Origin of the sequence: Novosphingobium acidiphilum DSM 19966, assembly GCF_000429005.1 — a bacterium.
Taxonomy (GTDB): Bacteria; Pseudomonadota; Alphaproteobacteria; order Sphingomonadales; family Sphingomonadaceae; genus Novosphingobium; species Novosphingobium acidiphilum.
Genome location: NZ_AUBA01000003.1, coordinates 1 through 15,636, shown reverse-complemented (window position 1 = coordinate 15,636; position 15,636 = coordinate 1). Strand labels below are relative to the sequence as shown.

Sequence of the window (15,636 nt, the reverse complement as noted above, 5' to 3'; positions counted from 1 at the left end):
CTGTAGGGCTGTGCCTCCACCCCGAGAATGGCACCACCCCATGAATTCTGCTCACTCCGATGCTCTGCACCCATCGCGCTGGCCTGACCGGGCGCTGGTGGCGCTGGTCGTGGCGGTATTGCTGGGCATTGCCGGCGTGCTGATGGCACCGGGCGGGGTGTTTTTCAGCCAGTGGTCGCAGGATCTGTTCATCCCGATGGAAGGGGTGCTGCACTTGCGCGCCGGACAATGGCCGCATCGCGATTTTCAGACCCCGGTGGGCAGCGCGTGGTACGTCATCAACGCAATGCCGGGCCTGATCATGCCGATTTCGGCGCGCGCGATGGTGGCCGCCAATCTGATCGTGGCGCTGGCAGCGGCGTGCGCCGCGCTGGCCGTGTGCCTGGGACGGATGCCGCGCTGGCTGGCCGGGCTGTGCGCGGTCTATATCGGGCTGGTCGCGCTGTCGCCGCGCCAGATCGGCGAAAGCTTTGCGCACGTGTCGAACAATGCCAGCTACAACCGGTATTGCTGGGCGCTGATCGGTGTCATCGCGCTGGCGGCGATGCTGCCCGCGCCGGGGCGGCGCCGCGAAGCGATCGACGGCGTGATCGCCGGAGTGCTGATTGCGGCATGCTTTTACATCAAGGTGACGTATGCGGCCGCCGGGATCGGATTTCTGGGGCTGTCGCTGATCACGGCGCGCGGCTTTGCGGGCTGGCGCTTTGCCATGGTGGCAGGGCTGGTGGCGCTGGGCACGATCCTTGGCGCGGGCCTGCTGACAGGCGACTTGCCCGGCTATTTTGCCGATATGCACACCGCTGTCGTGGTGCTGCCCGATGCCGCCCGCCCCGATGCCGCGCAATTCCTGTTGCGCCAGGGGATGCCGGGCCTGGTGTTCGCGGTCCTGCTGGCGCTGATTGCGGGCGCACGGACGCAGCGGCTGCTCAATCCATTTGGTGCTGGCCTGTGGGCAGGGCTGTTGACCGCGGCAGCCGGCATCGCGATCAGCCTGCAAAACCATCCGGAACCGGAAAACCCGCTGCTGGCTGTGGGCCTGCTGATCGGCTGGCTGGTGACGCGCACCCACGAACCTGCCCCGTTCCGGTTCCCCGAGGCGCTGGGACTGATCGCGGTGGCGATCGGATTCGTGGCCCCGATGACCGCCGATCTGGCCGCGGTGCGCCAGACTGTGGTGGCGCCGGTGGATGCAGGGCCTGCCACGCGCTGGCTGGCCCAGACGCATGTACCCGATTTGCGCATCGGCACGGTCTATACCGCGGCCAAAGTGCCCCCCGGCAATCCGATTCCGGTGACCGATCTGCAGATCCTGGCCAGTTGGGACGAAGCGGTACGCCTGCTGCGGCCGCACCTGCATGGCCGGCACGATGCCGTGGTGCTGCCGTTTACCTGGTCCAACCCGTTCCCCCTGTTGCTTGATCTGCCGCCGGTGCGGCACGAAGTGGCGTGGTGGGACCCGGTGCGCACGTTCAACCCCGCGCATCGCCCCGATCCGGCGCTGTTGCTGGGTCCGGTCGATTTCCTGGTGATCCCGCACGACCGGATACCCGATGATCCCACGACGGTGATGTGGGCCAGCTATGGCGCGCAAGTGCAGCGCGACTTTTACCCTGTCGCGCACAGCGCGTACTGGGACCTGTGGGCGCGCAAGTCGTGCGCGGTGCGATCGCTGTGTTGAACGTGCGCGCCTGGATCGAACATTTTCGCCAGCGGTTCGGCGCGTTTGCCGTGCTGTCGGGCACAGGCTTCCTGCTTGATTTTGCGACCTACACCACGCTTGCGCAGCTGCACGTGCGGTTGTTCGCGGCCAATCTGGCAGGCGCGGCGGTGGGCATGGGCACGGTGTTTGTCGGATCACAGCTGGCGGTGTTTCGCGACAGCCGGGCGTCGCTGCCCGTGGCAACCGGGCTTTATGCGATGTGGAGCATGGTTGCCGTGCTGTTCGCTTCGGTCCTGATCGATGCGGTGGGCGGGCTGCTGCACACTTCTGCCATGGCGTCGCTGCTGGTGGCGGGATTGGCCCTATTGCCGGTGCAGGTGCCGGTTAACCTGGCGATCAGTACAAGTGCCAAGATTGTTGTAACTCCGTTAACTATCCTTTTAAACTTTTGCGCGATGACCCTTATCAATGGCCACCGCACCCTCCCCCAGCCCGTGCCCAACGGCAAAGATCAGGATCCTGATCTTTGTGCCGATGTACAATTGCGCAAGGCAGATCGGCCGGGTCGTCAGCCAATGTGAAAAGGCCTGTGCCGCGGGCGTGGATCTTGCGGTGCTGCTGATCGACAACCGGTCGCGCGACGATACGCTTGTGGCCGCCCGCACCGCGCTGGCAACGGCGGCCTTGCCCGAAGCCTGGCTGTTGCAGAACAACGACAATTACGGCCTGGGCGGATCGCACAAAGTGGCGTTCGGCTTTGCCCGCGATCACGGGTTCGACCACGTGATCGTGCTGCACGGCGATGATCAGGGATCGTTGGCCGATATCGTGCCGCTGCTGGTGGCCGGCGAACATGTGCTGGTCGATGCCCTGCTGGGCGCGCGGTTTCAGCCGGGCGCGCGGCTTCAGGGCTATTCGCTGCTGCGCACGGTGGCCAACCGGGTGTTCAATCTGGTGTTTTCCGCGGTCGCCGGACGGCGGCTGTACGATCTGGGTTCGGGGCTGAACCTGTTTCGCACCGCGATCTTCGATGATGACTGGCACTTGCGCTATGCCGACGATCTGACGTTCAATTATTACCTGATTCTGGGGCTGGTCCATCACCGGCGCACGCTGCGCTTTTTTCCGATCACCTGGCGCGAAGACGATCAGGTGTCGAATGCAAAGCTGACCAGCCAGGGCCAGCGCATGCTGCGCCTGCTGGCCGGGCGGGTGGGTTCGCCACGCGCCTTTTTCGCAGGCGAACACCGCAGCGTGGTGCGCGATGCCTATCCCGCCACGCTGGTCTGGCACAGTGCGATGGCCGAGGCCGCGGCATGACCTGCCCGCCGCAGCGGCGCGGCATCGCGCTGGCCACCGGGCTTGCCTTTGTGGTCATGGCCGCGCGCACCGCGATCGGCATCCGTAGCGCGATCGGCGTGCTGCCCGCATCCAGTCTGTGCCTGCTGCTGCTGACCGGTGGCGGCCTTTATCTCGCATCGCATGGCTTGCGCGCGGTGCGGCTGGCGGTGATCGCGGTGCCGCTGCTCGACCTGACGTTGCGCAAAGCGATCATGCTGCATCTGTTTGTAGCACCCTGGTCGTTGATCATGCCGCTGAAGCTGGATGAACTGGTGCGGGTCAACGAACTGTCGGTCGCGGGCGGGTCCTGGCCGCGCGCGGTGATGACGCTGCTGATCGATCGCACGATGGATGCGGTTTTGCTGCTGGGGCTGATCCTGGTGCTGCATGCAGGCGGCATCGGCGGCAATGCGCTGCTGGCGGTGATGCTGGGGGCGGCATTGCTGGTCATCTGCGCCACGTTCCTGGGCCTGCCGATCGTGCTTGAACTGGTGCAGCGCCATGTCTTTGCCCACCATTACCACGCGCATGCGGCGCGCGTGCTGCACGTGACCGATACCGTGCGCCGCCTGCTGATCCGCGGGCGGACCACGATTGTCACCACCGCGCCGTTCCTGGTGCTGTCCAGCCTGTGCATCGCCGCGCTGGAACTGGCCGCCGCCGCCACGGCGCTGCGCCTGACCGGCACCGCACCGGGCGCGCTGAGCACGATCAACCTGCTGTTGCGCCGCACCAACGACAGCTGGCGGATGATCGTGTTCAACCAGCCGGTCGACCCCGAAGTCGCGCTGCTGACGCTGGCGTTCCTTGTTCCGCTGCTGATCAGCTGGCTGCTGGTGGCGCTGCCCTATCTCGACAGCCGCACACCATCGCGCCGGCTTGCCATGCGCCGCGACAATGGCGCGCCTGCCGCCTTTGCCGCACGAGAGGCGTGACCGCCATGCTGATCCTCTATGACGATACCAGCCCCGCCCCGGTGGCCATCCGCCAGATCATCGGGGTCGAACGTTTTGCCGATCTGCTGCGCCAGCGGCGGCGACTGGCCGAAATCATCGAACAGATCGCGCTGATGGACGAAGGCCGCCGGTTTGTGCGCATGTCCGACGCGGCCAGCCGCGCCGCCGGGATCGACATGCTGGAACGCAGTTCGCCCGACGATCGCATATTCCGCCTGCCCAGCAGCCTGGTGCCGGGCAAGCTGGATATCTTTGCGCGCACGCTGCAAAAGCTGCCCTATGCGCTTGACCGCACCATCTTTGGCGGGCGCTTCGATGACGAGGCGGCAGCACTGCTGTCGCGCGAAGACGCGCTCAGCCTGCTGCGGATCACCGATCCGGGCGAACGGCGCAGTTTCTTTTCCGGTCTGTCCGCGCATGCGATGCATGTCGGCAACGACATGGGCCTGATCGATCTGCGCAATGTCGATGCATTCCTGGGATACATGACCGGGGCCACCGAAACGCGCCATTTCAACCAGATGGCGCAAGCCAGCGGCGTGATGCGCAAAACCTCGGCCGACATTGCCAAGATGCGCGGCGAATACCGCTATTTCCACGTGGTGCCGGAACCGATGAAGCGGTTTCTGCTGCCCACGTTCGATTACGCCGAAACGGCCGACAGCGCGTCCTATGCCATGGAAAAGCTGTCGGTGCCCGATGCCGCGATCCAGATGGTGCACCACGCCTTTGACGAAGCCAGCTTTGGCACGCTGCTCGAGGCGTTTTTCGCGTTTGTTGCCGCGCGCGGGCACAATACCGTGGGCCGATCGGTGGCGCGCGAAGCCGCGCGGACCGAAATCCTGGACAAGATGCACGCCCGGCTCGATATGTTTGCCGCGACCGAACAGGGCCTGCGCGTCGATGCGCTGATGACCGCGGGCGGTCCGCATGGCGGGCTGACCGCGATGCGGCACCGCGCCACCGCGCTGATCGAAGCGGCCATCGCGGATGACACTTCGGACACGCTGGCCATCGGCCATGGCGATCCGTGTTTGTCCAATATCCTGTTCCACCGCGATATCGGCCTGTTCCGCCTGATCGATCCGCGCGGCGCGCAAACACTGGATGCGGCCTGGATGCACCCGTTGTACGACCTGGCCAAGTTCAGCCATTCGATCCTGGGCGGGTATGATTTCATCAACAACGGCCTGTTCGAATGCCAGCTCGACACCGGCCTGGGCCTGTCGCTGAAACTGGAACGCGGCGGTCCGCCCGAATGGGCGCAGGCTGCATTCCTGCATGCGCTGGCACAGTCCGGCACCTCGGCGCGGGTGGTGCGCGCCTATGAACTGTCGCTGTTCCTGTCGATGTTGCCGCTGCACCGCGACAATCCGCGCAAGCTGCCGGCGTTCTGCCTGACCGCATGCGCGATCATCGACGAACTGGAACACAGCGCATGATCCGCAGCGAAAAGGTGCTGGTGGTCGATGTCGACGGCACGCTGTGCCCGGCCAAACCCGAAGGCACAGCGTATGGCGATCTGCCCGCTGATCCGGCGATGAAGGCGCGGCTGGCCCAGCTTGCCGATCAGGGCTGGCACATCGTGCTGTTTTCATCGCGCGGGATGCGCACGCACAACGGGGATGAAGCCGCGATCCTGACCCATGTCCTGCCGCCAATGGTCGAATGGCTGGATCGCAACGCCATCCCCTATCACGAAGTGCGCCTGGCCAAGCCATGGCCCGGGCACGACGGGTTCTATGTCGATGATCGGGCGGTGCGCCCGCGCGAATTTCTGACCCTGTCGCTTGAACAACTGGCCGAACGCTGCGCTGCGGACTGTATTTCATGACCACCGGCACACTAGCCATCACGATGGCCGGGTTTGGCCGCCGCTTTGCGCAGGCCGGACATACCCGCCCCAAATACGAATTGCCGGCACTTGATCGCCCGCTGTTCGATTGGTCGATGGCGGGTCTGGCCGGGTTTCTGGATGCCGGGTGGTCGTTGCGGCTGGCCGCGCGCAGCGGCGAAGGCGCGCGCGAATTCATCGCGGCGCGCGCGCACGTGCGCCAGTTGCGGGTCGATGCGATCATCGAACTGGACCAGCCGACCGACGGCCAGGCCACGACCGCTCTGCATCTGGCGCAGACCGCGCCACAGCATCTGCCGTTTGCGGTGTTCAATATCGACACCTTCATCGCCCCGGGCGCGCTGAGGCCCGATGCCATTCCCGCCGATGCAGCCGGCTGGGTGCCCTGTTGCGACGCGCCCGGCGATGGCTGGTCGTTTGCGCGGGTGGACGAACATGGCCGGATTGTCGAACTGCGCGAAAAACAGCGCATCGCGCCCCATGCCACGATCGGATTTTACTGGTTTGCCTCGGCCGCGCTGTATTGCGATCTGTACCGGCGCTTTTTTGCCGATGCTGCGGCGATGGAACAGGGCGAACGCTATATCGCGCCGATGTACAATGCGCTGATCGCGTCGGGTCAGCCGGTGCATATCGCGCATGTGCCGTTTGACGCGGTGGGCGCGCTTGGCACGCCTGCGCAAGTGGCCGCATTTCAGGCCGATCCGCCCCCCGCCGCGCGTGCGCTGGCAGGGGGCGAAACCATGGTCAGTACGCGACCTTGACGTTCACGCCGAACGTGCGCGGCTGATTGGTGGCCACGCGGATCAGCGACGGGATGGTATAGGCAAACCCCGTCGTGTTGATGCCCAGCTGGGCATGGGTGTTGGTCAGGTTGTCGGCAAACAGCGCCGCGGTAATCTTGCCGTTCATCAGCGCGATCCGTGCGCTGACAATGTCATAGGCGGGCAGCGTGCCATACGTATAGTCGATGTCGGTGGTCTTGCCGACGTAGGAATTCGACACCCGCGCCATCAGGTTCCACGTGGCATTGACCGGCGTGGTATAGGTCAGCGCGGTGTTTTCGGTGAACTTGGGCACGTTGAGCAGCGGCAGCCCCGCCACGACCAGCGGGTCCTGCGCCTGCAATGCCGGATCGGCGGTCTTGATCGCCGAATGGGTGTACGTGCCGCTGAATGAAAACAGCAGATTGCGCGTGATCTGCGCGGTGATTTCGACTTCGGGGCCATAGGCCTCTGCCGAACCGGCATTGGCGGTCAACGGATAGCCGCAGGCCTGGTTGACCGACTGCTGCACGTTGGACCAGGTGATATAATAGACATCGGCATTGACCGACACGCGGTTGCCAAAAAACTTTGCCTTTTCACCCAGTTCGTAGTTCCAGATGCTGTCGGGCCCATAGGTTTCGGCATTCAGCGTGCATGGCGGATTGGGTATCTGCTGGTTGATCCCGCCGGGGCGAAAGCCCTTTGACGCGGTGGCATAGACCGTCAGATCGTGCGCGTGTTCATACGACAGCGTGACTTTGGGATTGATCCCGGTGTTCGACGTGGAAAACGTGCTGAGATAGGGCGTTTCATTGCCCGACAGCGCCAGCAGGCCGGTGGTTTCCTCGTTCGCGGTGCTTTCAAACTTGTACCAGCGCGCGCCGGCGGTCAGTTTCCAGCCCCCGCCAAAGCTGTAGGTGCCTTCGCCGAACAGGCCATATTGCTTGATGCGATAGGGATTGTTCGCCTGGTACAACACGCCGTCGGGGTTGGCCGCCAACGCACCGGGGATCGTTGCAACGAACTGCGGCAGGTTGTTGCTTTCGGCAAAGATCGATTCAAAATGGCTGTAGAACGCGCCCACGGTCCAGCGCAGCGGCCCGGCACCCTTTGACACCAGCCGCAATTCTTCGCTGAACTGGTGGGTGGTGTCGGTTTCGTTGAACGGGCTGGTGTAATACTGGCTGGTGGCATAGCCATACAGCGGCAGCAGGCTGTACAGCGCCTCGGCGGTGTCCTGCGTCTGGCTTTCGGTGCGGGTATAATAGGCCGTGGCGCTGGTCAGATCGGCAAAGCCAAGATCATAAGTCGCGGTCAGGCCATATAGCTGAAACGTGTCGCGGATCGGTTCGCGCGCGTTGTCGGGCTGAAAGTGATAACCCGGCAAGCCCGGGGGTGCGTCGTATTCATCATACCCGCCCATGTTGATCTGCTGATAGATCGCCAGCCCGCTGATCGTCAGGCGATCGCTGGGCCTGGCCAGCACTTCGGCGCGCGCGCCCTGCAGGTGTTCCCAGTTGATCCGCGGGGTTTCGCTGGCGATCGCGCCGCCCAGCACATTGCCGCGATCGCAGCCGGGCCAGCCGCTGCCGGCGCAATAGCCACCCGGATTGACCGGCGCCGGAAAGTCGGGTTCGACCACGCGCGTGATCCACCCGTCGCGGTACTTGTCGGTCGCCACCACGCGGATCGCCAGCATGTCCTGCACGATCGGCAGATTGACCATCAGATTGCCGCCGCCGTTCACGCCGCCGCCCTTGGTGGTGGACACCGATGCATCGATCGAACCCTGCACCGTGGTCAGGTTGGGCTGGTTGGTCACCAGCTTGACCGTGCCGCCCATCGAGCCCGAACCATAAAGCGTGCCCTGCGGGCCGCGCAGCACTTCCACCCGGTTAAGGTCGTACAGATCGGGATCGATCACCACTTTGCCCGCCAGCGAAGCCGCCGGCGCGGTCAGCGAATAATCGTCGAGATAAAAGCCGACGGTGGGCGAAGCCCCCCCCGATGACGACAGCCCGCGCATTTCCAGCTCGGTCTGCCCGGGGCCGGCGGTGCGCATCGACAGCCCGGGCACCGCCATGACAATGCCGGCCACGCCGGTCACGCCCTGGTTAAGCAGCTGATCGCCCGACAGCGCGGTGATGCTGATCGGCGTATCCTGCACGGTGGACGACCGCTTTTCGGCGGTCACGACGATTTCGGTGGCCGCGGGCGCTGCCGCATCGGCAGGCTGGCCCTGGGCATGGGCCGATCCGGCCGCGCCCAGGATCAGCGCAAGGACCGAACTGGTATACAAACTGCGCGTGGCAAAGTTCATGGCGAACTCCCTGTTCTGGTTGTTTTGGCAATGCCGCCTGGCGCGCGGGCCCCTCGCCCACGCGCCAGGCGGGGGTATCAGTGGGCGTCGGGCAACAGGCCCTGTTCGACCAGCACCGGCGGATGGCGGTGGTGTGTCGCCTGTTCGAAGGCAAAGGCATAGCCCAGCAGATCGCCGTCGTGGAACGGACGCCCGGCAATTTCCAGGCCGAACGGCAACCCGCTGTCATAAAACCCGCCCGGCACGACCACCGCGGGCACGCCCAGCATGTTGACCCAGCTGGTGGCCGAATGCGGCCCGTCGCTAAGCCCGCCATTTTGCGGCATCGTTTCGTCCACCGGCGGCATCTGGATCGCCGGATAGACATACCCGTCCAGATGCAGCCGCTCCATCGTGTCGAGATAGGTCTTCATGACCTTTGCGAGCGGGTCCCACAGATTGGCATTGGCATCGGGATCGGTTTCGACCAGCCGCTGGCGGATCTTGACGTCGCCGGCCAGAAATTCCGAATTGTTGGGCTGGGTGCCGATGATCGCCGCACCCAGCGGCGCGCCCATCACGCGTTCGTATTCGCCGCTGGAATGGTATTGCGCGGGGCCGAAATTGGCCAGGAACAGGTCGGTCCCTTCGCGCACATAGGGATATGTCGCAATGCGCACCGCATCGTAGGCAAAGCTGGCGGGCAACACGCTGTCATCCACCACCACGGTGGCACCCGCCGCGCGCAGATCGTCGATCGCCTTCATGAACGCGGCGCGGGTGCGCGGATCAAGCGGGATCGCGGCATTGGCAGCGGCCTTTTGCGCGGCGCCTTCGGGCACGATCGCGGGAATGCCGTGGAACGGAATGCCCAGCCCCTGCAGGATGAACGCGGGCACGCCAAACCGTTTGCCCTTCAACGCATCGGCCTTGAGATAGGCGGTATAGGGCGCGCCTTGCGCCCTTTGCGCCGATCCTTTGGTAACCGGATCAAGCGGATCTTCGCCCGCCATCACCCCCAGCGCAATTGCCGCATCGGTCACGTTGCGCGCGATCGGGCCGGTGTTGTCCAGCAACCAGTCGAGCGGGGCGATCCCCGCGATCGACACCAGCCCACGCGTGGGGAACACGCCGACCAACGCGCTGGTGCCCGCGGGCATGCGGATCGAATTGCCGGTGTCGGTGCCATTGCCCAGCATCGCCAGGTTCGACGTGACCGCGGTAACCGTGCCGCCCGAAGACCCGCCCGGCGAAAACCGCACGTCATAGGCATTGCCGGTGCGCCCGAACGAGCTTGACCGGTTGGTATCGGCATCGGCGAAATCGGGCATGTTGGTATGCCCGATGATGATCGCGCCCGCCGCCTTCAGCCGCGCCACCACCGTTGCATCGCGCGGGGCCACCAGTTCGTGGCCGGGCACGGTATACCCCTCCCACCCGTCGGTGGTGATTTTGCCGGCAATGCTGGTGTTGGCCTTGATCACGATCGGCACGCCCCACAGCGCGCCGTGGCTGGCGGTCGGGCCGCCGGCCGCATCCTGCCGATCGGCCAGCGCGCGCGCCTCGTCGGCAAAGACCTGTTCCACCGGATGATAGATCGGATTGTACCGCGCGATCCGCGCCAGATACCAGTCAACCACCTGCCGCACGGTATAGGTATGATGATCATACAGCGCATGCAGCTGCGGGATCGACACCTCGATCAGATCGGCATCGATCGCCGCCTTTGCCGGGGCAGCGGGCGCCGCCAGCGCACACGAAGACCACGCGATCAGCCCCGCCACCGAAGCCCGCGCGACCAACCTGCCCCATTTCACCATATGCAAACCCCCATGCGCGCCACGCCGGGCGATCCCGACCGGCCGCCACACACCGACACAAGCCGCCACCGGACAGGCAAGGCCCGGCCCGAACCGACGCCGTCTCTTATGCAGCATAACGATATTTGCCAAAGTCCTTTTGGGGCAGTGGGCTTTGGGGTGGGCTCGTCCAACCGCGACAATGCGCCCGGGGCAAAGGGGTGCGCAAGACGGATGGAAAAAATGGTGCCGCTTAGAGGATTCGAACCTCTGACCCCATCATTACGAATGATGTGCTCTACCGACTGAGCTAAAGCGGCGCGCCCTTGGGCGGGATGGGTGCCCTTAACGGGAGGTGGGCGGGGTTGCAATGGGGTTTGTGGCCCAATTCGCCGGCCGCATATGCAAATGGGCGGGATTGTTGCCAATCCCGCCCATTGCCGTGTCGTGCGCCCGGGGTCAGCCGTCGATCGGGCGGCGGTATGTTTCGGGCAGGAACAGCGCGCCGATCACCGCGGTGCCGGCCGCCACCACCACCGGGTACCACAGGCCATAGAAGATATCGCCATTGGCCGCGACCATGGCAAAGCTGATCGCCGGCAGCAGCCCGCCGAGCCAGCCATTGCCGATGTGATAGGGCAACGACATCGCCGAATACCGGATGCGGCTGGGGAACAGTTCAACCAGCAGCGCGGCGATCGGGCCATAGACCATGGTTACCAGCAGCACGAGGTAGAACAGGATCGCGATCACCAGCGGGATGTTGATCCGGGCCGGATCGGCCTTGGCCGGATAGCCCACGTTGGCCAGCGCGCCTTTGACTGCGGGCTTGGCCTCGACCGCGGGCTTGCCGCCTTCGGCAGGCTTGGCGGCGGTGGCGGCCTTGCCCACCACCGATGCGGTAAAGCCGGCAATCGCGGCCTTTTTGGCATCGCCGCTGACTTTGGCCGGATCGGGTGCAACAAAGGTGGTCTGGCCGATGGTGATCGAGGCGATCGTGCCGGCAGGGGCGTTGACGTTGGTATAGTTCACGCCCGATTTGGCGAGCATGGCCTTGATGATGTCGCAGCTGGTGGTGTCATACGATTTGCCGCCCACCGGATCGAACTGCGAATTGCATTCGGCCGGATTGGCGGTGACGGTGACGGGTGCATTGCTTTGCGCGGCGGCCAGGGCGGGGTTTGCCGCGGCGGTCAGCATGTGGAACGCGGGGAACAGCGTGGCCGCCGCCAGCACGCAGCCGGCGATGATCACCGGTTTGCGCCCGATGCGGTCGGACAGCGCGCCAAACACCAGATAGAACGGGCTGGCCAGAACCAGCGCCGCGGCCAGCAGCATGTTGGCGGTCAGGCCATCAAGCTTCAGCATCTTTTCAAGGAACGTCATCACGTAAAGCTGGCAGCCGTAGAAAATCACCGCCTGGCCCGCGATCGCGCCAAAGAACGCGATGATCACCACTTTCAGATTGACCCATTGGCCGAATGCTTCGGTCAGGGGTGCCTTTGACCCGGTGCCTTCGGCCTTCATCTTCTGGAACACCGGCGATTCGTGCAGTTTCAGGCGCAGCCATAGGCCCAGCACCAGGAACAGGCCCGACAGCAGATAGGGAATGCGCCAGCCCCAGGCCGAAAACGCCGCTTCGCCCACGCCCGTGATCGGTGAACGCACCATGATCACGATCAGCAACGCCATGGCCAGGCCCGCGGTGGCGGTGATCTGGATCCAGCTGGTGTAAAGCCCGCGTTTGGTGCTGGGGGCGTGTTCGGCCACATAGCTGGCCGCGCCGCCATATTCGCCGCCCAGCGCCAGGCCCTGCATCATGCGCAGGCCCACCAGCATGGCAGGCGCGGCCACGCCCGCAGTCTTGTACGTGGGCAGACAGCCGACCAGGAATGTGGAAATCCCCATGACCGACAGCGTGACGATAAAGGTATAACGCCGGCCGACCAGATCCCCGATACGGCCGAACACCAGCGCGCCGAACGGGCGCACGATAAAGCCCGACGCAAACACCAGCAGCGCCATGATATAGGCGGTGGTGGGGTTCAGCCCGGTCAGGAACTGCGAAGCGATAATCGCCGTCAGCAGGCCATACAGATAGAAATCGTACCATTCGAACACCGTGCCAAGCGAACTGGCGGTGATCACCAGCCGTTCGCTGTTGGTCACGGTGTGGTGTTTGGGTAGCTGGTCGAACGTTGTCGCCATGACATACTCTCCTAGAGCCCCGGCGCGCATCCCGGGGCGCATTTCCTCAGGTGATTGTACCCTCTGCGACGCCAAAGGGCTCGGTCTTTGCCGGATTGTAATGCCATGCGCATGGGGGATTGGCGCAAGCCCGGCCAGCCCGACCAAGGTCGAGGGTCAGGCTTGCCCAAGGGCCCGGGCGCCAACGCGCGATCGCAATCGCCTTGCGCCGCGCGCGCGATGGACCATACTCGGATAAGACCATGGTCCAGATGCGCAAAGCCGATGCATATGCGGTAAAGCGGCACGAATTGGTAAGAGGAGCCTGATTATGGGCGATGTTGTATATCCGGTGCCGGCCGAATGGGCCGCATCCGCGTTGATCGATGAAGAACGCTATTTCGCGATGTATCGCCGCTCGGTCGACGCGCCCGAGGCGTTCTGGCGCGACGAGGCGCAGCGGATCGACTGGATCACGCCTTTTACCAAAGTCCGGAACACATCGTTTCACGAGGCCGATTTCGGCATTCGCTGGTTTGAGGATGGCACGCTCAACCTGTCGGCCAATTGCCTTGACCGGCACCTGGCGACGCGCGGGGATACGGTGGCGATCCTGTGGGAACCCGACAGCCCGGACGAACCCGAGCGCCGCATCACCTATGCCCAGCTCCACGCCGATGTCTGCCGCTTTGCCAATCTGCTGAAGGCGCGCGGGGTTGCGCGTGGCGATCGGGTGACGATCTATCTGCCGATGGTGCCCGAAGCCGCGGTGGCAATGCTCGCCTGCGCGCGGATCGGCGCGATCCATTCGATCGTGTTTGCGGGATTTTCGCCCGATGCACTGGCCGGGCGGATCATCGATTGCGACAGCCGCATCGTGCTGACATCCGATGAAGGGCTGCGCGGCGGGCGCAAAGTGCCGCTGAAGGCCAATGTCGACGAGGCGCTGAAACAGTGCCCCGATGTCTCGACGGTGATCGTGCTGCAACGCACCGGCGCCGCCGTGCCGATGGTCGCGGGCCGCGATATCGACTGGAACAGCGGCGTGGCCGAACAATCGGCCGATTGCGCGCCTGCCGAAATGCGCGCCGAAGACCCGCTGTTCATCCTCTATACCTCGGGCTCTACCGGCAAGCCCAAGGGCGTGCTGCACACCACCGGCGGCTATGCCGTATGGGCGTCGATCACGCACGAATACGTGTTCGATTATCGCCCGGGGCAGATCTATTGGTGCGCCGCCGATATCGGCTGGGTCACCGGGCATTCGTACGTGGTCTATGGTCCGCTGATGAACGGCGCGACCACGGTGATGTTCGAAGGCGTGCCCAACTGGCCCGATCCAAGCCGGTTCTGGCAGGTGGTCGACAAATACGGCGTCGAAATCTTCTATGGCGCGCCGACCGCGCTGCGCGCGCTGATGCGCGAAGGCGATGACTGGGTCAAAAAGACCGACCGGTCTTCGCTGCGCCTGCTCGGATCGGTCGGCGAACCGATCAATCCCGAAGCGTGGGAATGGTATCACAAGGTCGTGGGCGACAGCCGTTGCCCGATTGTCGACACCTGGTGGCAGACCGAAACCGGCGGCGCAATGATCACCCCGCTGCCTGGCGCCACCCCGCTGAAACCCGGATCGGCAAGCAGGCCGTTCTTTGGCGTCAAACCCGCGCTGGTCGACAACGACGGCCATTTTCTTGACGGTGCGGCCGATGGTTGCCTGGTCATCACCGACAGCTGGCCGGGCCAGATGCGCGGGGTGTGGGGCGATCAGGAACGGTTTTTCCAGACCTATTTCACCACGTTCAAGGGGCTCTATTTCACCGGCGACGGGTGTCGCCGGGATGCCGACGGGTACCATTGGATCACCGGGCGCATCGATGACGTGATCAACGTGTCGGGCCATCGCATGGGCACCGCCGAAATCGAAAGCGCGCTGGTCGCGCATCACCACGTGGCCGAAGCCGCAGTGGTGGGCATGCCGCACGCGATCAAGGGCCAGGGCATCTATGCCTTTGTCACCTGCAACGCCGAAGTCGAACCTGACGATGCGCTGCGCAAGGAACTGATCGCGTGGGTGCGGCACGAAATCGGGCCGATCGCCACCCCCGATGTGATCCAGTTTGCCCCCGGCCTGCCAAAAACCCGATCGGGCAAGATCATGCGGCGGATCCTGCGCAAGATCGGCGAAAATGACCTGTCGAACCTGGGTGACACATCGACATTGGCCGATCCGTCGGTGGTCGACAATCTGGTTGCCAACCGGCCGCAACTGGCCGGCGTCTGATCGGTGCAACGGGTGGCATGGCCCCGGCGCCATGCCACCGGCGTGCATCGCCCCGCCCTTGGCCATTGCAGGCGCCACAATTTTGGCGCAAGGAACCGTGCGGAACTGGCCCCCCACCAGTGCAGCCTGGACGCGCGCCATGCGCGGTGCATGCTGACGGTCGGTCGAAGGGAGAAGCCGTGGGTAGAGCTGGCTCGGTTTGTCTGCACAGGGATCGGCAACGGATAAGTGGATCGTCTGCCGGTTGCTTTCTTGAATTGCCGATATGGGCTTTCATGGAGGGAGGGCGCAGCCCGACCGGAATGAAGGCCCATATCGGCGGCCAATTTCATGCTGCCACTTTCACGGGCAGGTTGTCAAAATACGCTTGATTGGGCGTCTTCGCCCCAAGGCTCGAATGTGGCCTGCGGGCATTGTAGAAATTCAGATACCGACCGATCTGAGTCCTCGCTTCGCTGACTGCACCATAGGCGTGCAGATAAACCTCCTCG

General features: G+C 64.4%; 12 protein-coding genes and 1 tRNA gene. 8 read left to right on the top strand and 5 right to left on the bottom strand.

Translation table 11 applies throughout. The features are described 5' to 3' along the window. Positions 1–40: 40 nt before the first annotated feature. From G404_RS0102825 to G404_RS17835, 7 genes are read left to right on the top strand one after another with little or no spacing between them, the layout of a single operon-like run. Positions 41–1,678: a hypothetical protein gene (locus G404_RS0102825; protein ID WP_156906167.1), complete on the top strand. Its 1,638-nt coding sequence runs from the start codon at positions 41–43 to the stop codon at positions 1,676–1,678. Continuing rightward, the gene (locus tag G404_RS0102820; RefSeq protein WP_169719677.1) at positions 1,654–2,241 is read left to right on the top strand and encodes a GtrA family protein; all 588 of its coding nucleotides are present in this window, start codon (positions 1,654–1,656) and stop codon (positions 2,239–2,241) included. Before G404_RS0102825 ends, G404_RS0102820 begins: the two co-directional genes overlap by 25 nt. Beyond that, a complete protein-coding gene (locus tag G404_RS0102815; RefSeq protein WP_051280071.1) occupies positions 2,129–2,980 on the top strand; it encodes a glycosyltransferase in 852 nt (283 codons plus the stop codon). Before G404_RS0102820 ends, G404_RS0102815 begins: the two co-directional genes overlap by 113 nt. After that, complete coding sequence (locus G404_RS0102810; protein WP_028639743.1) at positions 2,977–3,936, top strand: hypothetical protein; 960 nt, start codon at positions 2,977–2,979, stop codon at positions 3,934–3,936. Before G404_RS0102815 ends, G404_RS0102810 begins: the two co-directional genes overlap by 4 nt. After that, complete coding sequence (locus G404_RS0102805) at positions 3,933–5,399, top strand: hypothetical protein (protein ID WP_028639742.1); 1,467 nt, start codon at positions 3,933–3,935, stop codon at positions 5,397–5,399. The genes G404_RS0102810 and G404_RS0102805 overlap by 4 nt, the downstream gene beginning before the upstream one ends. Next, on the top strand, positions 5,396–5,791 hold the full coding sequence (locus G404_RS0102800) for an HAD family hydrolase (protein WP_051280069.1): 396 nt from the start codon (positions 5,396–5,398) through the stop codon (positions 5,789–5,791). Before G404_RS0102805 ends, G404_RS0102800 begins: the two co-directional genes overlap by 4 nt. Then, the gene (locus tag G404_RS17835; RefSeq protein ID WP_211230720.1) at positions 5,788–6,576 is read left to right on the top strand and encodes a glycosyltransferase family protein; all 789 of its coding nucleotides are present in this window, start codon (positions 5,788–5,790) and stop codon (positions 6,574–6,576) included. Before G404_RS0102800 ends, G404_RS17835 begins: the two co-directional genes overlap by 4 nt. Here G404_RS17835 and G404_RS17830 read toward each other — a convergent pair. From G404_RS17830 to G404_RS0102775, 4 genes are all read right to left on the bottom strand, one after another. Beyond that, positions 6,560–8,899, bottom strand: a complete 2,340-nt coding sequence (locus G404_RS17830) for a TonB-dependent receptor (protein ID WP_051280065.1) — start codon at positions 8,897–8,899, stop codon at positions 6,560–6,562. The genes G404_RS17835 and G404_RS17830 overlap by 17 nt on opposite strands. 77 nt (positions 8,900–8,976) lie before the next feature. Continuing rightward, on the bottom strand, positions 8,977–10,662 hold the full coding sequence (locus G404_RS0102785; protein ID WP_211230719.1) for an amidase: 1,686 nt from the start codon (positions 10,660–10,662) through the stop codon (positions 8,977–8,979). Positions 10,663–10,921: 259 nt separating this feature from the next. Beyond that, a tRNA-Thr gene (locus tag G404_RS0102780) sits at positions 10,922–10,997 on the bottom strand. Between the two features lie 139 nt (positions 10,998–11,136). After that, positions 11,137–12,885 (bottom strand): MFS transporter, encoded by a 1,749-nt coding sequence (locus G404_RS0102775; RefSeq protein ID WP_028639739.1) that lies wholly within the window; start codon positions 12,883–12,885, stop codon positions 11,137–11,139. A 310-nt stretch (positions 12,886–13,195) separates the two neighbouring features. Here G404_RS0102775 and acs point away from each other — a divergent pair, with 310 nt between their 5' ends. Further along, a complete protein-coding gene (gene acs, locus G404_RS0102770) occupies positions 13,196–15,145 on the top strand; it encodes an acetate--CoA ligase (protein WP_028639738.1) in 1,950 nt (649 codons plus the stop codon). A 328-nt stretch (positions 15,146–15,473) separates the two neighbouring features. On the opposite strand, the gene G404_RS0102765 is transcribed toward acs, so the two are convergent. Beyond that, positions 15,474–15,636, bottom strand: a 163-nt coding sequence (locus G404_RS0102765) for an integrase core domain-containing protein (protein WP_028639737.1), incomplete at its 5' end; no start/stop codon positions are given.